This is a genomic window from Kitasatospora sp. NPDC048715 (assembly GCF_043198905.1).
Lineage (GTDB): Bacteria > Actinomycetota > Actinomycetes > Streptomycetales > Streptomycetaceae > Kitasatospora > Kitasatospora lactacystinica.
The window spans coordinates 39177-53896 of record NZ_JBICVH010000029.1 but is presented as its reverse complement, the minus strand read 5'-3'; the positions used below and the strand labels follow the sequence as shown (position 1 = coordinate 53896).

12 protein-coding genes are annotated in these 14720 nt (G+C 75.3%); 4 read left to right on the top strand and 8 right to left on the bottom strand.

Annotated features, from left to right (window positions below):
- The first annotated feature begins 656 nt into the window (after positions 1–656).
- The 3 genes from ACGFSC_RS40070 (at position 657) to ACGFSC_RS40060 (ending at position 4492) form a co-directional block, all read left to right on the top strand.
- Complete coding sequence (locus ACGFSC_RS40070) at positions 657–2666, top strand: molybdopterin cofactor-binding domain-containing protein (RefSeq protein ID WP_359900231.1); 2010 nt, start codon at positions 657–659, stop codon at positions 2664–2666.
- A gap of 44 nt (positions 2667–2710) precedes the next feature.
- Complete coding sequence (locus ACGFSC_RS40065; RefSeq protein ID WP_359900229.1) at positions 2711–3178, top strand: (2Fe-2S)-binding protein; 468 nt, start codon at positions 2711–2713, stop codon at positions 3176–3178.
- 147 nt (positions 3179–3325) lie between these two features.
- Positions 3326–4492, top strand: coding sequence for an alpha/beta hydrolase (locus ACGFSC_RS40060; protein WP_359900227.1), 1167 nt, complete (start codon positions 3326–3328; stop codon positions 4490–4492).
- An 85-nt stretch (positions 4493–4577) separates the two neighbouring features.
- Here the strand turns inward: ACGFSC_RS40060 and ACGFSC_RS40055 are convergent, their stop codons facing one another.
- From ACGFSC_RS40055 to ACGFSC_RS40025, 7 genes are all read right to left on the bottom strand, one after another.
- A complete protein-coding gene (locus ACGFSC_RS40055; RefSeq protein WP_359900225.1) occupies positions 4578–5183 on the bottom strand; it encodes a TIGR03086 family metal-binding protein in 606 nt (201 codons plus the stop codon).
- Positions 5184–5297: 114 nt separating this feature from the next.
- Positions 5298–6053 carry an SDR family NAD(P)-dependent oxidoreductase gene (locus tag ACGFSC_RS40050; RefSeq protein ID WP_392865069.1) on the bottom strand — a complete coding sequence of 252 codons (756 nt, stop codon included), beginning with the start codon at positions 6051–6053 and terminating at the stop codon, positions 5298–5300.
- Between the two features lie 138 nt (positions 6054–6191).
- Positions 6192–6869 carry a class I SAM-dependent methyltransferase gene (locus tag ACGFSC_RS40045; RefSeq protein WP_359900223.1) on the bottom strand — a complete coding sequence of 226 codons (678 nt, stop codon included), beginning with the start codon at positions 6867–6869 and terminating at the stop codon, positions 6192–6194.
- A 230-nt stretch (positions 6870–7099) separates the two neighbouring features.
- Positions 7100–7864 carry a transglycosylase family protein gene (locus ACGFSC_RS40040; RefSeq protein WP_359900222.1) on the bottom strand — a complete coding sequence of 255 codons (765 nt, stop codon included), beginning with the start codon at positions 7862–7864 and terminating at the stop codon, positions 7100–7102.
- A 556-nt stretch (positions 7865–8420) separates the two neighbouring features.
- The gene (locus ACGFSC_RS40035; protein ID WP_359900361.1) at positions 8421–9089 is read right to left on the bottom strand and encodes a response regulator transcription factor; all 669 of its coding nucleotides are present in this window, start codon (positions 9087–9089) and stop codon (positions 8421–8423) included.
- Between the two features lie 148 nt (positions 9090–9237).
- Complete coding sequence (locus tag ACGFSC_RS40030; RefSeq protein ID WP_359900220.1) at positions 9238–10902, bottom strand: histidine kinase; 1665 nt, start codon at positions 10900–10902, stop codon at positions 9238–9240.
- A gap of 144 nt (positions 10903–11046) precedes the next feature.
- Positions 11047–13578, bottom strand: coding sequence for a SpoIIE family protein phosphatase (locus tag ACGFSC_RS40025; RefSeq protein ID WP_359900218.1), 2532 nt, complete (start codon positions 13576–13578; stop codon positions 11047–11049).
- Between the two features lie 94 nt (positions 13579–13672).
- On the opposite strand from ACGFSC_RS40025, the gene ACGFSC_RS40020 reads away from it, so the two are divergent.
- Complete coding sequence (locus ACGFSC_RS40020) at positions 13673–13999, top strand: DUF4326 domain-containing protein (protein WP_359900216.1); 327 nt, start codon at positions 13673–13675, stop codon at positions 13997–13999.
- A gap of 11 nt (positions 14000–14010) precedes the next feature.
- On the opposite strand, the gene ACGFSC_RS40015 is transcribed toward ACGFSC_RS40020, so the two are convergent.
- A complete protein-coding gene (locus tag ACGFSC_RS40015; RefSeq protein WP_359900214.1) occupies positions 14011–14577 on the bottom strand; it encodes a Uma2 family endonuclease in 567 nt (188 codons plus the stop codon).
- Positions 14578–14720 lie beyond the last annotated feature (143 nt).

The following is a 14720-nucleotide window of genomic DNA, read 5'->3' as shown; positions in this document are numbered from 1 at the left end:
CCGACCCCTGAACCCGCGTGCGAGAGGCGCCAGTTGGCGCCTCCGAGCCCTTCCGGGCGAGCTCGCCCCGGCCTCGCCCGCGCCTCCGAAGCGCCGTCCGTACCCGCTCCGAATCCGCTCCGGCCGCCCGCCGCGAAACCGCGATCGGGCAGACCAAGGGCCAACTTTGACCGTGTTGACCCGTCAGTAGCGCCCTTTTATGCTCAACGGCGTTCGCGATCCGGCACCGGGCCGGGGCCACGCCGCCCACCCGTTCCCGTCGCCGTCCCCGGCTCGAAGGGTGGCCCCCCATCAGCACCTCCACCGCCCCCTCGGACTCCCCCAGCCGACCCGGCGGCACCGGCCACCCGCACACCCGCGCCCTCCCCGGCGGCCCGGACACCGCCGCCCCGGACACCCCTACCGCCCCGGACACCGCGGCACCGAACGGGGCCACCCGCCGCCGGCGCTTCCTCACCTACCTGCTGGCCGCGCCCACCCTCACCGTCGCCGCCGGTCCCGGCCCCGACGCCGCCGCGCCCGCCCCCGCACGGGCCGCCGCCCCGACCCCCGTCCCGCGGCCCGCGGCGGCCGCCGTACCCGTCCGGGAGACGGCCCTCCCCCATCAGCTGATCGGCCTGCCCGGCATCCCCGACATCGTCGACCTCGGCGACGCGATGATCATCGCCGGCCTGCCGACCGCGCACCTGCTGGTCCTCGAAGTCACCCCCGCCGGCCGGGCCGCGCTGCACCTGCCCCGGCTGGAGGTCGGCCAGGGCCTCACCACCTCGATCGCCATGATCGTCGCCGAGGAGCTCGACGCCCGCCTCTCCGACGTCGACGTCCCGCTCTGCGACTCCCGCCCCGAGCTGCTCTTCAACCAGCTGACCGGCGGCTCCAACTCGATCCGCTCGCTGTACGACCCGGTGCGCGCCGCGGCCGCCGCCGCCCGCGCCCGGCTGGTGACCGCCGCCGCCAAGCGCTGGAACGTTCCCGCGGCCACCCTGCGCACCGCCGACTCCGCCGTCCTCGCCCCCGACGGCCGCCGCCTCGGCTACGGCGACCTCGCCGCCGAGGCGGCCAAAGTCGCCGTACCCGCCGTCCCGGCCGTCCCCAAGACCCCCGACCAGCTGCGCCTGGTGGGCAGGCCGACCGGCCGGATCGACGCCCGCGACATCGTCACCGGCCGCGCCAAGTACGCCGGGGACCTCCAGATCCCGGGCGCCGTGCCCACCGTGGTCGCCCGGCCGACCACCGTCAACGGCACCCTCAAGTCCCTGGACGCCTCCGCCGCCCGCGCCATGCCCGGGGTGCTCAACGTGGTGCGGATCCCGACCGGCGTCGCCGTCCTCGCCGAGACCTTCGACCAGGCGCTCAAGGCCCGCGACGCGCTGCGCACCACCTGGAACCCGGGCCCGGTCGCGGGCCTGTCCGACGCCGACGTCCGGTCCCGGCTGCGCGCCGCCCACCTGCCCTCGCTCCCGCCGCCGCTGCTCTCCCACCGGGTGCAGGCGGAGTTCGACTTCGCCTTCGTCAACCACGCCCCGATGGAGGTGCTCACCGCCGTCGCCGACGTCCGGCCGAACCGCGCCGAGCTCTGGTTCGCCTCGCAGAGCCCGATCCTCGCCCAGGGCACCATCGCCGCCGAACTCGGCCTGCCGGAGAACGCCGTCACCGTCCACGTGGTGCGCGGCGGCGGCTCGTTCGGCCGCCGGCTGTTCTTCGACGCCGCCCTGGAGGCCGCCCAGGTCTCCAAGGCCGCCGGCCGCCCGGTCAAGCTGATGTGGACCCGCAACGACGACATGCGCCACGGCCGGGTGCGCCCGGCCAGCCACCACGTCGTCCGGGCCACCTACGGCCTCGGCCAGGTGTTCAGCTGGGAGCACCACGTGGCCGGCGTCCGGACCGACCTCGGGCACGGCCTCGGCGACATGCTCACCGCCGCCGGCTACAACCTCCCGCTGGCCGGGCTCACCGCCTCCGAACTGTTCTTCCTGCTCACCGAGAAGATCCCGTACGACGTCGGAGTGCCCACCCAGCTGCTCGCCGAGGTGCCGCTGGAGCTGAACACCGGAAGCTGGCGCTCGGTCTACTCGGGCACCGTCCGGGTCACCGACGAGATCATGATGGACGAACTCGCCCGCCGGATGGGCCAGGACGAGCTGGGCTTCCGCCGCGACCGGATGCGCAGCGCCGCCGGGCGGGCGGTGCTGGACGAACTCGCCAAGCGCGGCGACTGGGGCCGCCCGATGCCTCCCGGCCAGGCCCAGGGCATCGGCTACCACGACGAGCACAGCGCCAGCGCCGGGTACCTGGTCGAGCTGGACGCCACCGACCGCGCCAACCCCCGGGTGACCAAGGCCGTCGTCGTCGCCGACGTCGGCCGGGTGATCAACCCCAGGGGCCTGGAGGCCCAACTGACCGGCGCGCTGGTCGACGGCATCTCGGTGATCCTGCAGGCCGGCAACCACCTGGACAACGGGGCCTTCCGGGAAGGAAGTTACGGCGACTTCCACTACGCCCGGCAGCGGCACACCCCGCCGGTGGTCGAGGTCCACCTGATGCCGCCGAGCGGACCGCCCGGCGGCGCGGGCGAGCTGGGCGTCCCGGCCGCCTCGGCCGCCGTCGCCAACGCCTACGCCCGCGCGACCGGCACCAGCCCCCGCTCCTTCCCGATCGCCTTCTGACCCCCGGCACCATCCGACCACCTGCTGAGGAATCCCGACTCCCCATGCCCACCCACACCTTCGTCCTCAACGGGCGGCCCGTCAGCGTCGAGGCCCCGGACGACATGCCGCTGCTCTGGGTCCTGCGCGACAAGCTCGGCGTCACCGGCCCCAAGTACGGCTGCGGGGTGGGCGTCTGCCGCGCCTGCACCAGCCACCTGGACGGCGAGGAGTTCCAGCCCTGCACCCGGTCCGTCAAGGACTGCGAGGGCCACACCGTCACCACCATCGAGGGCCTGGCCGACGGCGAGGTCCTCCACCCCGTCCAGGAGGCCTGGCTCGCCTGCGACGTCGCCCAGTGCGGCTTCTGCCAGCCCGGCCAGATCATGACCGCCGTCGCCCTGCTGCGCCGCACCCCGAACCCGACGGACGCGGACATCGACCGGATCCAGAACGTCTGCCGCTGCGGCACCTACCCGCGGATCCGCGAGGCGATCAAGCAGGCCGCCGCGCGGCAGGCCGCCAAGCCCTGAGCCGCCCGAGTCGGCTTGAACCGCCCTCGGCCGCCCTGGACCGCCCTGGGCCGCCCTGGGCCGATCGGCATCCCGCGGCCCCTGGCCCGGCCGGCCCGGAGCACCTAGGCTTGCCGGACCCAGTCGCCGAGCCGGCAAGGATGACGCATGATCAGGCGCCGTTCACTGCTCGCCCTCGCGGGCCTGGGCGGGTCCGCCGCCCTGCTGCCCGCCGGGCCCGCCCTCGCCGCCCCGCCGCGGACCGTCGACCTGCCCGCCCCGCCGCGCACCGTCGACCTGCCCGCGCCCACCGTCGGCCGGCCGGTCGGCACCACGAGCCTGCACCTGGTGGACCACGACCGACCCGACCCGTTCGCACCCGCCCCCGGCCCGCGCGAGCTGATGGTGCAGTTCTGGTACCCGGCGCGCGGCACCGCCGGCCGGCCCCGCGCGCCCTACACCACCCCCCGGGTCGCGGCCGCGATCGAGCGGATCCTGCCGCTGGACCCGGGCACCCTCGACCTGGTCCGCCCGACCGCCCGCGCCGACGCACCCGCCCACCCGGGCCCGCTCCCCCTGCTGCTGCTCGGCCACGGCCGCACGGGCGGACGCAGCAACTGCACCGCGCTGGCCGAGGAGTTGGCCGCGCACGGCTACCTCGTCGCGGCCGTCGACCACACCTACGACGCCGCCGCCGTCGAGTTCCCGGACGGCCGGCTGGTGCGCAGCGTCCTGCCGGAGGACCCGCCGGACTGGGACGCCGCCGAGCGCAAGGAGATCGCCGCGCGGGTCGGCGACCTGCGCTTCGTCACCGATGAACTGACCGACGGCCGACTGCCGTTCCGGGTCGACGAGGAGCGGATCGGCGTGCTCGGCCACTCCATGGGCGGAGCCGCGGCCGCCGAGGCACTGCGCCTGGACCCGCGCTTCCGCATCGGCCTCGACCTCGACGGCGGCCTGTTCGGCTCCCCTGTCCCGGAGCTCGGGCTGGACCGGCCGTTCCTGCTGCTCACCTCGATCGACGACCACGGCACCTGGCAGCGCTGGCGCGAGCACCACCACGCCTGGGGACGCCAACTGCGCACCCTGGGCGCGGGCCACCTCACTTTCACCGACCTGCCGCACGCCGCCGTCCCCGGCAACCTCCCGGCCCACCTGCCCCCCGAGGTCTATGCCACCCTGCTCGGCACCATCGCCCCCGCCCGCGCCACGGCGCTCACCCGCACCTACGTCCGGGCCTTCGCCGACCACTTCCTCCGCGGCCGCCCCGCCCCGCTCCTCGACGCCCCGTCCCCGCGCCACCCGGAGATCGAGTTCCGCTGGAGCCACTCGTAGGAGCCGCCGGCGCCGGTGCGCGGCCCGGGGTGCGGCGCCGGGGTGCGCGCCTCCCCGCGGCCGGGGGTCCGGAGGCAGGCTCTGCCTAACTCGTCGGGCCCGCCGCCGGGTCGCGGCCGAAGAAGGCGGCGAGCCGGTCGTACGCCGGGGCGTCGTCGGGGACGGCGACGGCGGGGCCGAAGGCGTGCCGCTCCTCCTCCGCGCCGCGGTACTCGGGCTTGAGCGCACCGCCGGCCCAGGCGAGCGCGGCGAGCGCGACCTCGTGGTCCAGGCCCTCGGTGGACTGGCCGGTGGCGTGGGCCAGGTCCCAGCCGTGGACGGCGAATTCGGCAGTCTGCTGGTCGACCGGGAAGCGGGCCGGCAGGGCGCCGAAGCCGGGGAGCTCCAGGGTGCCGCCGAGGTCGCCGGCCGCGCGCCAGGCGTCGACCAGTTCCTCCGCCCCGGCCTCGAAGGCGTGCAGCCAGTCCTCCTCGACCCGTTCGAAGGGCTGCGACCAGTCCGGCTGCCCGCCCTTCGCCCGTACGGTGAACTGCCGCAGGTCGTGCAGGAGGTGGCTGATCAGGTCGCCGACGTCCCAGGAGCGGCAGGGCGTCGGGTGGCCGGCCAGCTCGACGCCGGTGCCGTCGATCAGCCCGGCGGTCTGCGCGAGGGCCCGGGCGAGCAGCCCGATCGGGTCTTCCGCTGCGGTCATGGCACACCTCTCGGTACGGGGTCCCGGTACGGGAGCACGGGTCGTGCCGGGCGATCGTAAGCGCGGGCGCCGACAACCGCCCGGCACGACACCGTGCCCGCCGGGCCCCGCGCGTCAGGCGGCGAAGCCGCCGTCCACCGCCAGCTCGGCGCCGCTGACGTACCGGCCGTCCTCGCCCACCAGGTAGGCGACGGCGGCGGCGACGTCCGCGCCGGTGCCGAAGCGGCCGAGCGCGGTGAGCCCGCTCTGGAACTCCGCCGACGGGCCGTCGGCCGGGTTCATGTCGGTGTCGATCGGCCCCGGGTGGACCAGGTTGGCGGTGATCCCGCGCGGCCCGAGCTCCCGGGCCAGCGCCTTGGTCAGGCCGATCAGCGCGGCCTTGCTGGTCGCGTACAGCGTGGCGCCGGGGAAGGCGACGCGCTGGGCGATGCAGCTGCCGACGGTGACGATCCGTCCGCCCTCGGCCAGGTGCGCGGAGGCCGCCCGGGCGTAGAGGAAGGGTGCCCGGACGTTCACCTCCAGCACCCGGTCGACGTCCGCCAGGGTGAGGTCGCCGATCGGGCCGAGGACGCCGACCCCCGCGTTGTTCACCAGGACGTCCAGCTTCCCGAACCGCTCGACGACGGCCTCGACCACGCCCTCCACCGCCTGCGGGTCGGCGCTGTCCGCCCGTACGGCCCAGCCGGTCCGCCCCATCGCGGTGATCTTCACGGCGATCTCCTCGGCCCGCTCCGCACCGCCCTGGTAGGTCACCACCACGTCGGCGCCGTCCTCGGCCAGCCGCAGGGCGACCGCCGCCCCGATCCCCCGGCTGCCGCCGGTCACCAGGGCCACCTTGCCGTCGAGCACCATCGCACCGTTCATCGTCATATCTCCAGAACTCCTCGTTCCGATCTCGGACATGACTCGATCCTGGTCCGGCGGGCTTCAAACCTCCGGCGGTATTCGGACGTTGCGTTCAAGATTCAACAATGCCATGCGGCGCCCCCGCACCCCGGCGCACACCCATTAGTGGTAGTACGACCCGACCGCCGGCTGACCCGTCCAGTTGGGCCCGGCCGCCGGGTCGGCTCCGGCGTAGGCGAAGGGCAGCGCGACCTCCCGCCCGCCGTCCAGGAGCAGCAGGCGCCGGCGCGCCCGGTACTCGAAGCCGGCCGACCGCAGCGCCGCCACCACCGCGCGGGCCGCGCCGGAGCCGTCCGGGCGGCGCACCGACTCCGGGTCGAAGTGCGCGGCGAACCGGCCGTCCGGGGTCAGCCAGGAGGCGGCGCGGGTGATCGCGCCGAGCTGGTCGCCGAGGTAGTGCAGCCCGTGCACACAGGTGATCAGGTCGTAGGACCGCTCCGGCTCCCAGTCCGCCACCGCCGCCGTGACCAGGCGCAGGTGCGGCAGCTCCGCCAGGTCCGGCGGCGGGGCCGGCGGGCCGACCAGGTCCACACCGGTCAGCTCCACGACCGCCCCCGGGGTCCGGCTCCGGGCCGCCGCCAGCAGCGCCCGGCCCTCGCCGCTGCACAGGTCCAGCCACCCCGGCGTCGCACCCCCGTGCTCCGCCAGCCAGGCGAGCGGGTCGAAGCCGAGCTCGCGGGCGTAGCTGTTCACCCCGCTGAGCCCGCGCTCGCGGTTCATCGTGCTGTTGGCCACCACCGGGGAGGCGGTGAGCTCACTGTCATCGATCAGTCGGACCATCGGCCGACCCTACCGGCGAGGGGCGCGACGGCCGACCGCACGCGGAGGACGGGGCCCCGCAAGGGCCTGCCGGGGCCCACCAGGGCCCGCAGCGGCCCGTAACGGGCCGTTGACGGCCCGCGAACGCACCGGAACCGGCCGGAGCGGCCGCCCCGTCCAGGGCGGCCGCTCCGGCCGGTCGGCAAGGCTCCGTCGGGCGGCTCCCCGCCGGGCGGCCTCCCGTCGAAGGGTCAGACCGTCAGCGTCTGGCCCGGGAAGATCAGGTCCGGGTCGCCACCGATGGTGCGCACGTTCTTCCGGTAGAGGCTGTCCGTGTCGGTGCCGAACTTGGCCGCGATCTCGCTCAGGGTGTCACCGCTCCTGACGGTGTAGCCGCCCGCGGCGGTGTTCTTCGGCGCGACCGGCGCGGACTGCGCGGGCTTGGCCGAGGGCTGCCCCTGGGGCGCCTGCTGCGCGGCGGCGGCCTTGGGGGCGGCGGGCTTGGCGGGCTTGGCGGGCTTGGCCGCGGGCGCGGCGGCGGGCTTGGCGGGCTTGGCCGCCTTCGCGGCCGGCTTGGCCTCCGCGCCGCCCGAGGTGTCGACGGCGGCCGGGGCTCCGCCCCTGCCCAGGCCCGCCTTCTGCGAGCAGACGGGCCAGGCGCCCGGGCCCTGCGAGGCGAGGACCTTCTCCGCGACGGTGATCTGCTGCGCCCTGCTCGCCTTGTTGGCCTGGGAGGCGTACGCGGTCCCGCCGTACGCGGCCCAGGTGGACGGGGAGAACTGCAGACCGCCGTGGAAGCCGTTGCCGGTGCTGATGCTCCAGTTCCCGCCGCTCTCGCACTGGGCGACGGCGTCCCAGGTGGAGGCGGTAGCGGCGGAGGCCGAGGTGGCCGTGACGAGGCCGGCCACCGGCAGGGCCGCGACAGCGGCTCCCGCGACGACCGCCATCCGAACGCGGTGGCGCTTGGGGGTGGCGGTGGTGTCGGTGGCAGCGGCGGTCTCGTGACGGGGATTCATACAGGTCCTCTCGACAAGTCCCGGGTGGGCATGCGGAACCAGGCCCGGGACATGGGCCGGCAGTTTTTCGCTCACCTCACTCGACGGGCGGCCGGACACGTGTCGGACGTGCCGTGCCGCCCCGGTCACCTCCGCACGCCGACGGCCTGTTGGAGCCGGCCTCGTCGGCGGGCACCGCCCTCGCGCCGCTGGTCAGTCGGCGGGCAGTGCGTCGGGGTGGACCCGGGTGGCGCTCGTTGCGCCGCCAATGAAGCTAGGGGGCATCACCCGGACGCAGCAAGCAATTCTTGGACGTCGCAGGTCAGTTGACTGTTACCGGCGGTATTGATCAAGAAGCTGTGCCTGATTTGAATACTTTTGACCGAATTTCCAAGATCGAATGATCGAAATCCGTGCCCTCGCTCACACCTATCCCTCCGAGAAAGCTCACAGGCCATCCACGCGGAGGAATCGCCAGCTGACGCACCGTCACCATCCGGTCCGGAGTTCCCGGTTCCGCGCCGCCGCCGAGTGGCATCCGTCACGCCCGGCACGCACCGCGATCGGAAAGGGACTCTCAGTGACCGCCGTCGAGCTCCGCGTCCCGGGCCAACAACGCCGCCTGGACCCGGTTCTCGCAGCCCAGCTTGGCCAGGATCCGGCTGACGTAGGTCTTCACCGTCGCCTCGCTCATGTGGATCCGCGCCCCCGCGTCGGCATTGGACAGACCCTCTCCGAGCAGCGCCAACACCTCCAACTCGCGCTGGGTGAGCACCTCCAGCCGACGCCGCGCCGCCACCGCGCGGGCAGCCAGCGAGGCACTGCGGCCGGAGGCCAGCGAGTCGACGATGTGCCGGGTGGCGGCCGGCGAGAGGAAGGCGTTGCCGCCCGCCGCCGCCCGGACGGCCTGGATCAGCTCGTTCGGCGCGGTGTCCTTGAGCAGGAAGCCGGCGCCGCCCTCGGTCACGGCGCGCAGGACGTTCTCGCGCTCCCCGAAGGTGGTGAGGATCAGGGCCCGCGCGCCGGGGGCGACCCTCGCCAGCTCCCCGAGCGCCGTCAGCCCGTCCATCACCGGCATCTGAATGTCCAGCAGCACCACGTCCACCCGGTGCGCCCGCGCGAGCTCCAGCGCCTCGCGCCCGTCGGCGGCCTCCGCGACCACCTCGATGTCGGCGGCGGAGCCGAGGATCATCCTGATCCCGGCCCGGATCAGCGGCTCGTCGTCGGCGACGAGGACTCGGATCACGCTGGTCATTCCCCTCGAACGGTGCTTCGGCTGCGGCACCATCCTCACATCCCGGCAGGACCGCTCCGAACCACCCCGATCCGGACCACCGTGCTCCGAAACCGGCCCGGCCCGCCCCGCCGGGGCACCCGCCCGCGCACGGGGGCACTCAGCCCCTGGCGACGTACTCCTGCTTCTCCACCAACGCCCCGTCCCGGAAGCAGAATCGCGCCACGTGCTCCTCGTTCCAGCCGGCGCCGGGCGCACCGTTCAGGACGAACCAGCGGCAGTGCGCGCCCGCCGGCACCTCGGGCCCCGTCCCCTTATAGGTGTCGGTGAAGAAGTTGTTGCCGCGCGGCAGCGTCTGCAGCACCTCGGCCTCGGCGGTGCCGACCCTGATCTGGTCGTACATCGGCTTCTGCACGGTCGCGTCGTTGGTGCCCCGGACGAAGGCGATCACGCCCCAGACCACCAGGCCGAGCACGATCAGCGCGACCGCGACCACCCCGAGCGCGCAGCCCATCGCCGGGCTGCGCCGCCCGCGCTCCGGCTCCTCGACGGGCGGCAGGCCGTCCAGCATCCAGTCCTCGGCCCCGCCCGTCGCCGCCGCGTCCTGCTCCGCTCCCTCGTACGGGAGCACGGCCGCCAGCCGGAAGCCCTGCTCCGGCGTGGGCCCGGCGTGCACCATGCCGCCGACCAGCCTCGCGCGCTCCCGCAGGCCGGTCAGCCCCTGGCCGCCGCTGACCGCCGCGCCCGCGCCGCCGCGTGCGCCCACGAGTTCCGGCGCGCGGGTGTTGCTCACCTCCACCACCAGCGCGTCCGGCTCGTACCGCAGCGCGACGGCGATCGGCGCGCCCGGGGCGTGCTTGTGCGCGTTGGTGAGCGCCTCCTGCACGATCCGGTACGCCGCGTGGTCGACGGCGGCCGCCAGCGGACGCCGGCCGCCCTCCACGGTGAGGTCGACCTCCGCCCCGGCCGCCCGGGAGGACTCCACCAGGCCGCCGATCCCGTCCACCCCGCCCCGGGCCGGCGGGCCGGCGGCGGCCGTCCCGGCGGTCGGCGGCACCGCCGTCGACTCGTCGTGCAGCACCCCGACCACCTCGCGCAGCTCGCGCATCGCCGCGACCGCCGCCTGCCGCAGCACCCCGACCGCCTCGCGCTGCCGGTCGGTGAGCGTCCGGTCCACCTCCAGCGCACCGGAGTGCACCGAGATCAGCGCCAGCTGGTGGCCCAGGCTGTCGTGCATGTCCTGGGCGATCCGGTGCCGTTCGCGCAGCCGCGCCTGGTGCACCACCATGACCCGCTCGCGCAGCAGCTGCTCGTTGCGCTCGCGCAGCGCGTCCAGCAGGGCGCGGCGCTGCGCCCGGTAGCGGCCGTAGAGCGCCGGCAGCACGGCGATCACGAGGAAGAAGCCGAGCGACAGCGACAGCACCAGCTTCGGCGAGAGCGAGGCGACGTCCTTCACCACTCCCGTCACCGTGAACAGCACCCAGCCCACGACGAAGGCGCCGACCAGCGACCAGACCCGGCGGATCCGCGCGCCGGCCGTCCAGCCCGCGCACACCAGCAGCGGCATCGGTCCGACCGACCAGCCGGCCAGGGCCGCGGCGGCGAGCAGCACGGTGGCCGGCAGCCCCTTGCGCAGCACCCACAGCACCGCGACGGCGAGGCCGAGGGGCAGCGCCAGGCCGGTGTTGGCGAGCAGTTCCAACAGCGCGGCGAACCCGCCCATCAGCAGGGCGGCCACCGCCTCGCCCACCACCCGCCGGGGCCGCCAGGGCCCCGGCAGCGCCGTCCGTACCACCGTGTTCCAGGCCCGCGCGATCGCTTCCACGCGTCGAGGCTATCGGTCCGGCCGGGGCGTCCGCCGTCCTCCTTCGTCGCGGCCCCCGCCGACGAAAGTCGCCTGGTCGGCCCGGCGGACCACCCGCCGGAGCACCCGCCGGACCGACCGCCGGACCGACCGCCCGCCGGCCGCTCAGCCGAAGGCCGTGAGCAGCAGCGCCACGTCGTCCACCCGGCGGGTCGACCCGACCTCGCGCAGCAGCCGCTCGGCCGCCTGCTCCAGCCCCTCCCCCGCCGCGGCCCGGGCCAGCGCGGCCCGCAGCCGGTCCACGCCCTGGTCGATCGCCACCGCGGGGTCCTCGACCAGTCCGTCGGTGTAGAGGGCGAGCAGCGCCCCGCTGCCCAGCCGCAGGTCGCTGACCGGGTAGTCGGCCAGGTCGTCCACCCCGAGCAGCGGACCGCCCGGGACGTACAGCGCCTCGGCCCGCCCGCCGGGGTGGCGCAGCACCGGCGGGAGGTGTCCGGCCCGGGCGATCCGGGCGAGGCCGACGGCCGGGGTCAGCCGGACCAGGCAGCAGCTGGCGAGCAGCCCGGGGTCGAGGTCGAGCAGCAGCCGGTTGGTGCGGGCGAGCACCGCGTCGGGCGGGTCGCCGCCGGAGGCGAAGGCGCGCACGGCGCTGCGCAGCTGCCCCATCGTGGCGGCCGCGCCGACGCTGTGGCCCTCGACGTCGCCGATCACCAGGGTGACGTCCCCGCCGGTGACGATCGCGTCGTACCAGTCGCCGCCGATCTCCATGCCCTGGGTGCCGGGCAGGTAGCGGGCGGTGATCCGGATGCCGGGCACCTCGGGCAGCCGGTGCGGGAGCAGTGCCTGCTGCAGGCCGCGGGCCAGCACGAACTCGGCGTCGTACAGCCGGGCGCGCTCCAGGGCCTGGGCGATGAAGCCGCCGAGCGCGGTGAGCAGGGCGCGCTCCTCCACGGTGAACGGGCGCGGCCGGTCGAAGCCGATGATGCAGGTGCCGACCGGACGGCCGGAGGCGATCAGCGGCAGGAAGGCCCAGGCGCCCATCCCGTCCAGGGCCAGGCCGGGGTAGGTGGCGGCGAGTTCGCGCACCGACTCGAAGAAGACCGGGGTGCCGGTGCTGAGCGTCTCCGCGCCGGGCACCCGGGCATCGACCGGGGTGCCCTCGAAGGCCTCCAGGAAACCGTCCGGGTAGCCGGCCTGGGAGAGCAGGTGCAGCTGCTGGTCGCGCACCGCGTAGATGGCGAGCTCCTGGCCGCCGAAGGACGGCAGGACCTCCTCGGCCACCGCCCGGCAGACGTCCCGCACGGTGACCGCCTCGGTGAGGGCGCTGGCCAGCTGGAGCAGGTGGTGGGTGCCGCCGACCCCGGTGCGGCCGGCGGGCGGCGGGGTGGCGGGCGGTTCGGCGGCGCCCGGCGGCGGCTCGGCCGCGACCACCCGGGCGGTGACGCCGTGCGGGTCCGGGTAGAGCGAGAAGGCGAGCCAGCCGTCCGGCGGGCGGGCGGCCAGGAAGGCGGTGGGCCGCTGGGAGAACAGGGCGGCGCGGTAGCGGTTCTCGTAGACCGGGTCGGCGAGCCAGGGCAGCACGTCCCAGGGGTGGCGGCCGAGCAGGTCCTCGCGGCGGGCCCGGAGCAGCGGTTCGGTGGCGCGGTTGGCGTAGCTGATCCGGCCGTCGGGGTCGAGCGAGAGCACGCCCTCCTGCAGCCGCTCGACGGCGGCCGCGGCGGCGGTCAGGTCACGCACGTCCAGCACCGCGCCGACCAGGTGGGTCCGGCCGTCGGAGATCGCCACGGGCACCCGGGCCCACAGCTCCACCGGGTACGGCAGGCCCTCCGGCCCGAGCACCCGGACCCGGGCGGCCAGCACCTCGCCGCGCTCCAGCGCGACGCGGGCGGCGGCCCGGAACGCCGGCAGGTCACCGGGGGCGACCCGGTGGTTCAGCGCGGCCACCGTGCCGTCGAACTCGCCCGGGCCGAAGCCGAAGATCTCCCGGAACTGCTCGTCGGCGGCGAGCGCCCCGGTGGCCACGTCCCAGTCGAACAGCCCGACCCGGGTGGTCGGTACCGACGACGGCGGCGGCAGCTCCACCACGGCCACCTCGCCGCCCGGCTCCACCGACTGCCCGGTCCCGGCCAGCTCGGCCAGTTGCTCGCCCAGTCGGGCGGCCGCTTCGGCCAGCTGCCGGGCGGCCGGCTCCGGAAGCCCGTCGTCCGAGGCGGGCCACAACCCGCTCAGCACGCCGAAGCGCTCCTCGCCGTGCGCCACCGGCACGCAGACGGAGGCGAAGTCGTACGGCAGGCCGACCGCGAGCTGCGGGAAGCGCCGCATGGTGTCCTCGGTGTCGGTCAGGGTGATCACGTGCCCGGTCCGGAAGCAGACCGCGACCGGCAGCGGGCCGGCGGCGGCCACCCGCCGGAACGGGCTCATCACCGCCAGCGGCACGCCCGCGATCGTGCGCAGCACCAGCGAGCGGCGGTCCCGCGAGCGCAGGTACACCATCACTCCGTACACCCCGGTCGTCCCCAGCGCCCGGCGCACCGCGTCGGCCAGGAGCTCGTCCCGCCGCTGGTCCGTCTGCGGGGCCGGGTCCCGGACGGACGGCGGGAACGCCCGGTCCGCCTCCGCGCCGGCCCCGGGCTCCGGCGTCCGGTCCGGACCGGGCCGCGTACCAGGGGCCCCATCGGTCGCGTGCGGATGGCGCATGCTCTTTTGCTACGCCCGGCCCGCAACCGTGTCAAGGCGAGCCCGCACCGGCCCCGGGCTGCCCCGGGGCGCGGAGTGCACCAGCATGGACGGCATGCCGAGCCGATCCCGCCGCACCACCGTGGTCAACCTCAAGGGCCACCGCGACGACCCCGGGTACGCGGACGTCGTCTACGTCGGCCGCGCGATGCACCGCGGCGGCTGGCACCTCGCCGAGTCCCCGCTGCACTGCCCGTACCGTCCGGGCCCCGACCTCACCCGCGAGGAGATGGTCGTCAAGTACCGCGAGCACCTGCTCGCCCGCCCTGGCCTGCTCGCCCTCGTCCCGCCCCTGCGCGGCCACCGCCTCGGCTGCTGGTGCGCCCCGCTGCCCTGCCACGCCGACGTCCTCGCCGACCTCGCGGACCACCCGCCGGACTGAGGCCGGGCGGCTCAGAGTCCCGAGAGGTCCACCGTCGCGGGGTACGGCACCGCGACCTTGACCAGCCCGGTGAACGGTTCCCCCGGCCGGTACGCGGCCTCGGCCTCGTCCAGCACGTAGGTGTGGACGATCGGCACGCGGCCGGCGGCCTGCTCGACCCGCCAGTAGAACGGGATGCCCGCCTCGGCGTACTGGTCCGGCTCGACCGTCCGATCGGTGGTCTCCGAGCCCGGCGAGACCACCTCGACCACCAGCAGGACGTGGTCGGGCCTGGTCGGCGACTCGTCGATGGTGTCCGCGCGGTAGACCACCACGTCCGGCCGGCGGTTGTTCAGCGGCACGTCCTGAAGCCGGACGTCGAAGTCGGTGTCGGCGTTCCATTCGACGCCGCCCGCGTCGTCCAAGGCGTTCGCCAGGAGCCGGGCGAGCCGGTTGTGCCGCTTGGAAGCGCTTGGGGACACGACCACCATCCCGTCGACGATCTCGATGCCCGCGCACTGCTCCTCGGTCCAGGAGTCGTACTGCTCACTGGTGATCTGCCGGTGCATCCACTCGGGTGCGATCGACTCGGCCGTCACGGCGTACCTCCCCTGGGCTGCTGAGCGGGCCTCACTCTGTGTGCCACAGCCTAGTACGAGCCCTCGTACGAGCGTTGCGGCGGTTTCGGACGGTTCGGGGACTGTTCGATATTCTCCGGACGGGTGGCGGCGTGGGGCCGCCG

Excerpts from the sequence above, each read along its gene's own strand:
- ACGFSC_RS40070 (WP_359900231.1), top strand. The coding sequence starts at position 657 with ATGATCATCGCCGGCCTGCCGACCGCGCACCTGCTGGTCCTCGAAGTC.
- ACGFSC_RS40065 (WP_359900229.1), top strand. The coding sequence starts at position 2,711 with ATGCCCACCCACACCTTCGTCCTCAACGGGCGGCCCGTCAGCGTCGAG.
- ACGFSC_RS40060 (WP_359900227.1), top strand. The coding sequence starts at position 3,326 with ATGATCAGGCGCCGTTCACTGCTCGCCCTCGCGGGCCTGGGCGGGTCC.
- ACGFSC_RS40055 (WP_359900225.1), bottom strand. The coding sequence starts at position 5,183 with ATGACCGCAGCGGAAGACCCGATCGGGCTGCTCGCCCGGGCCCTCGCG.
- ACGFSC_RS40050 (WP_392865069.1), bottom strand. The coding sequence starts at position 6,053 with ATGACGATGAACGGTGCGATGGTGCTCGACGGCAAGGTGGCCCTGGTG.
- ACGFSC_RS40045 (WP_359900223.1), bottom strand. The coding sequence starts at position 6,869 with ATGGTCCGACTGATCGATGACAGTGAGCTCACCGCCTCCCCGGTGGTG.
- ACGFSC_RS40040 (WP_359900222.1), bottom strand. The coding sequence starts at position 7,864 with ATGAATCCCCGTCACGAGACCGCCGCTGCCACCGACACCACCGCCACC.
- ACGFSC_RS40025 (WP_359900218.1), bottom strand. The coding sequence starts at position 13,578 with ATGCGCCATCCGCACGCGACCGATGGGGCCCCTGGTACGCGGCCCGGT.
- ACGFSC_RS40020 (WP_359900216.1), top strand. The coding sequence starts at position 13,673 with ATGCCGAGCCGATCCCGCCGCACCACCGTGGTCAACCTCAAGGGCCAC.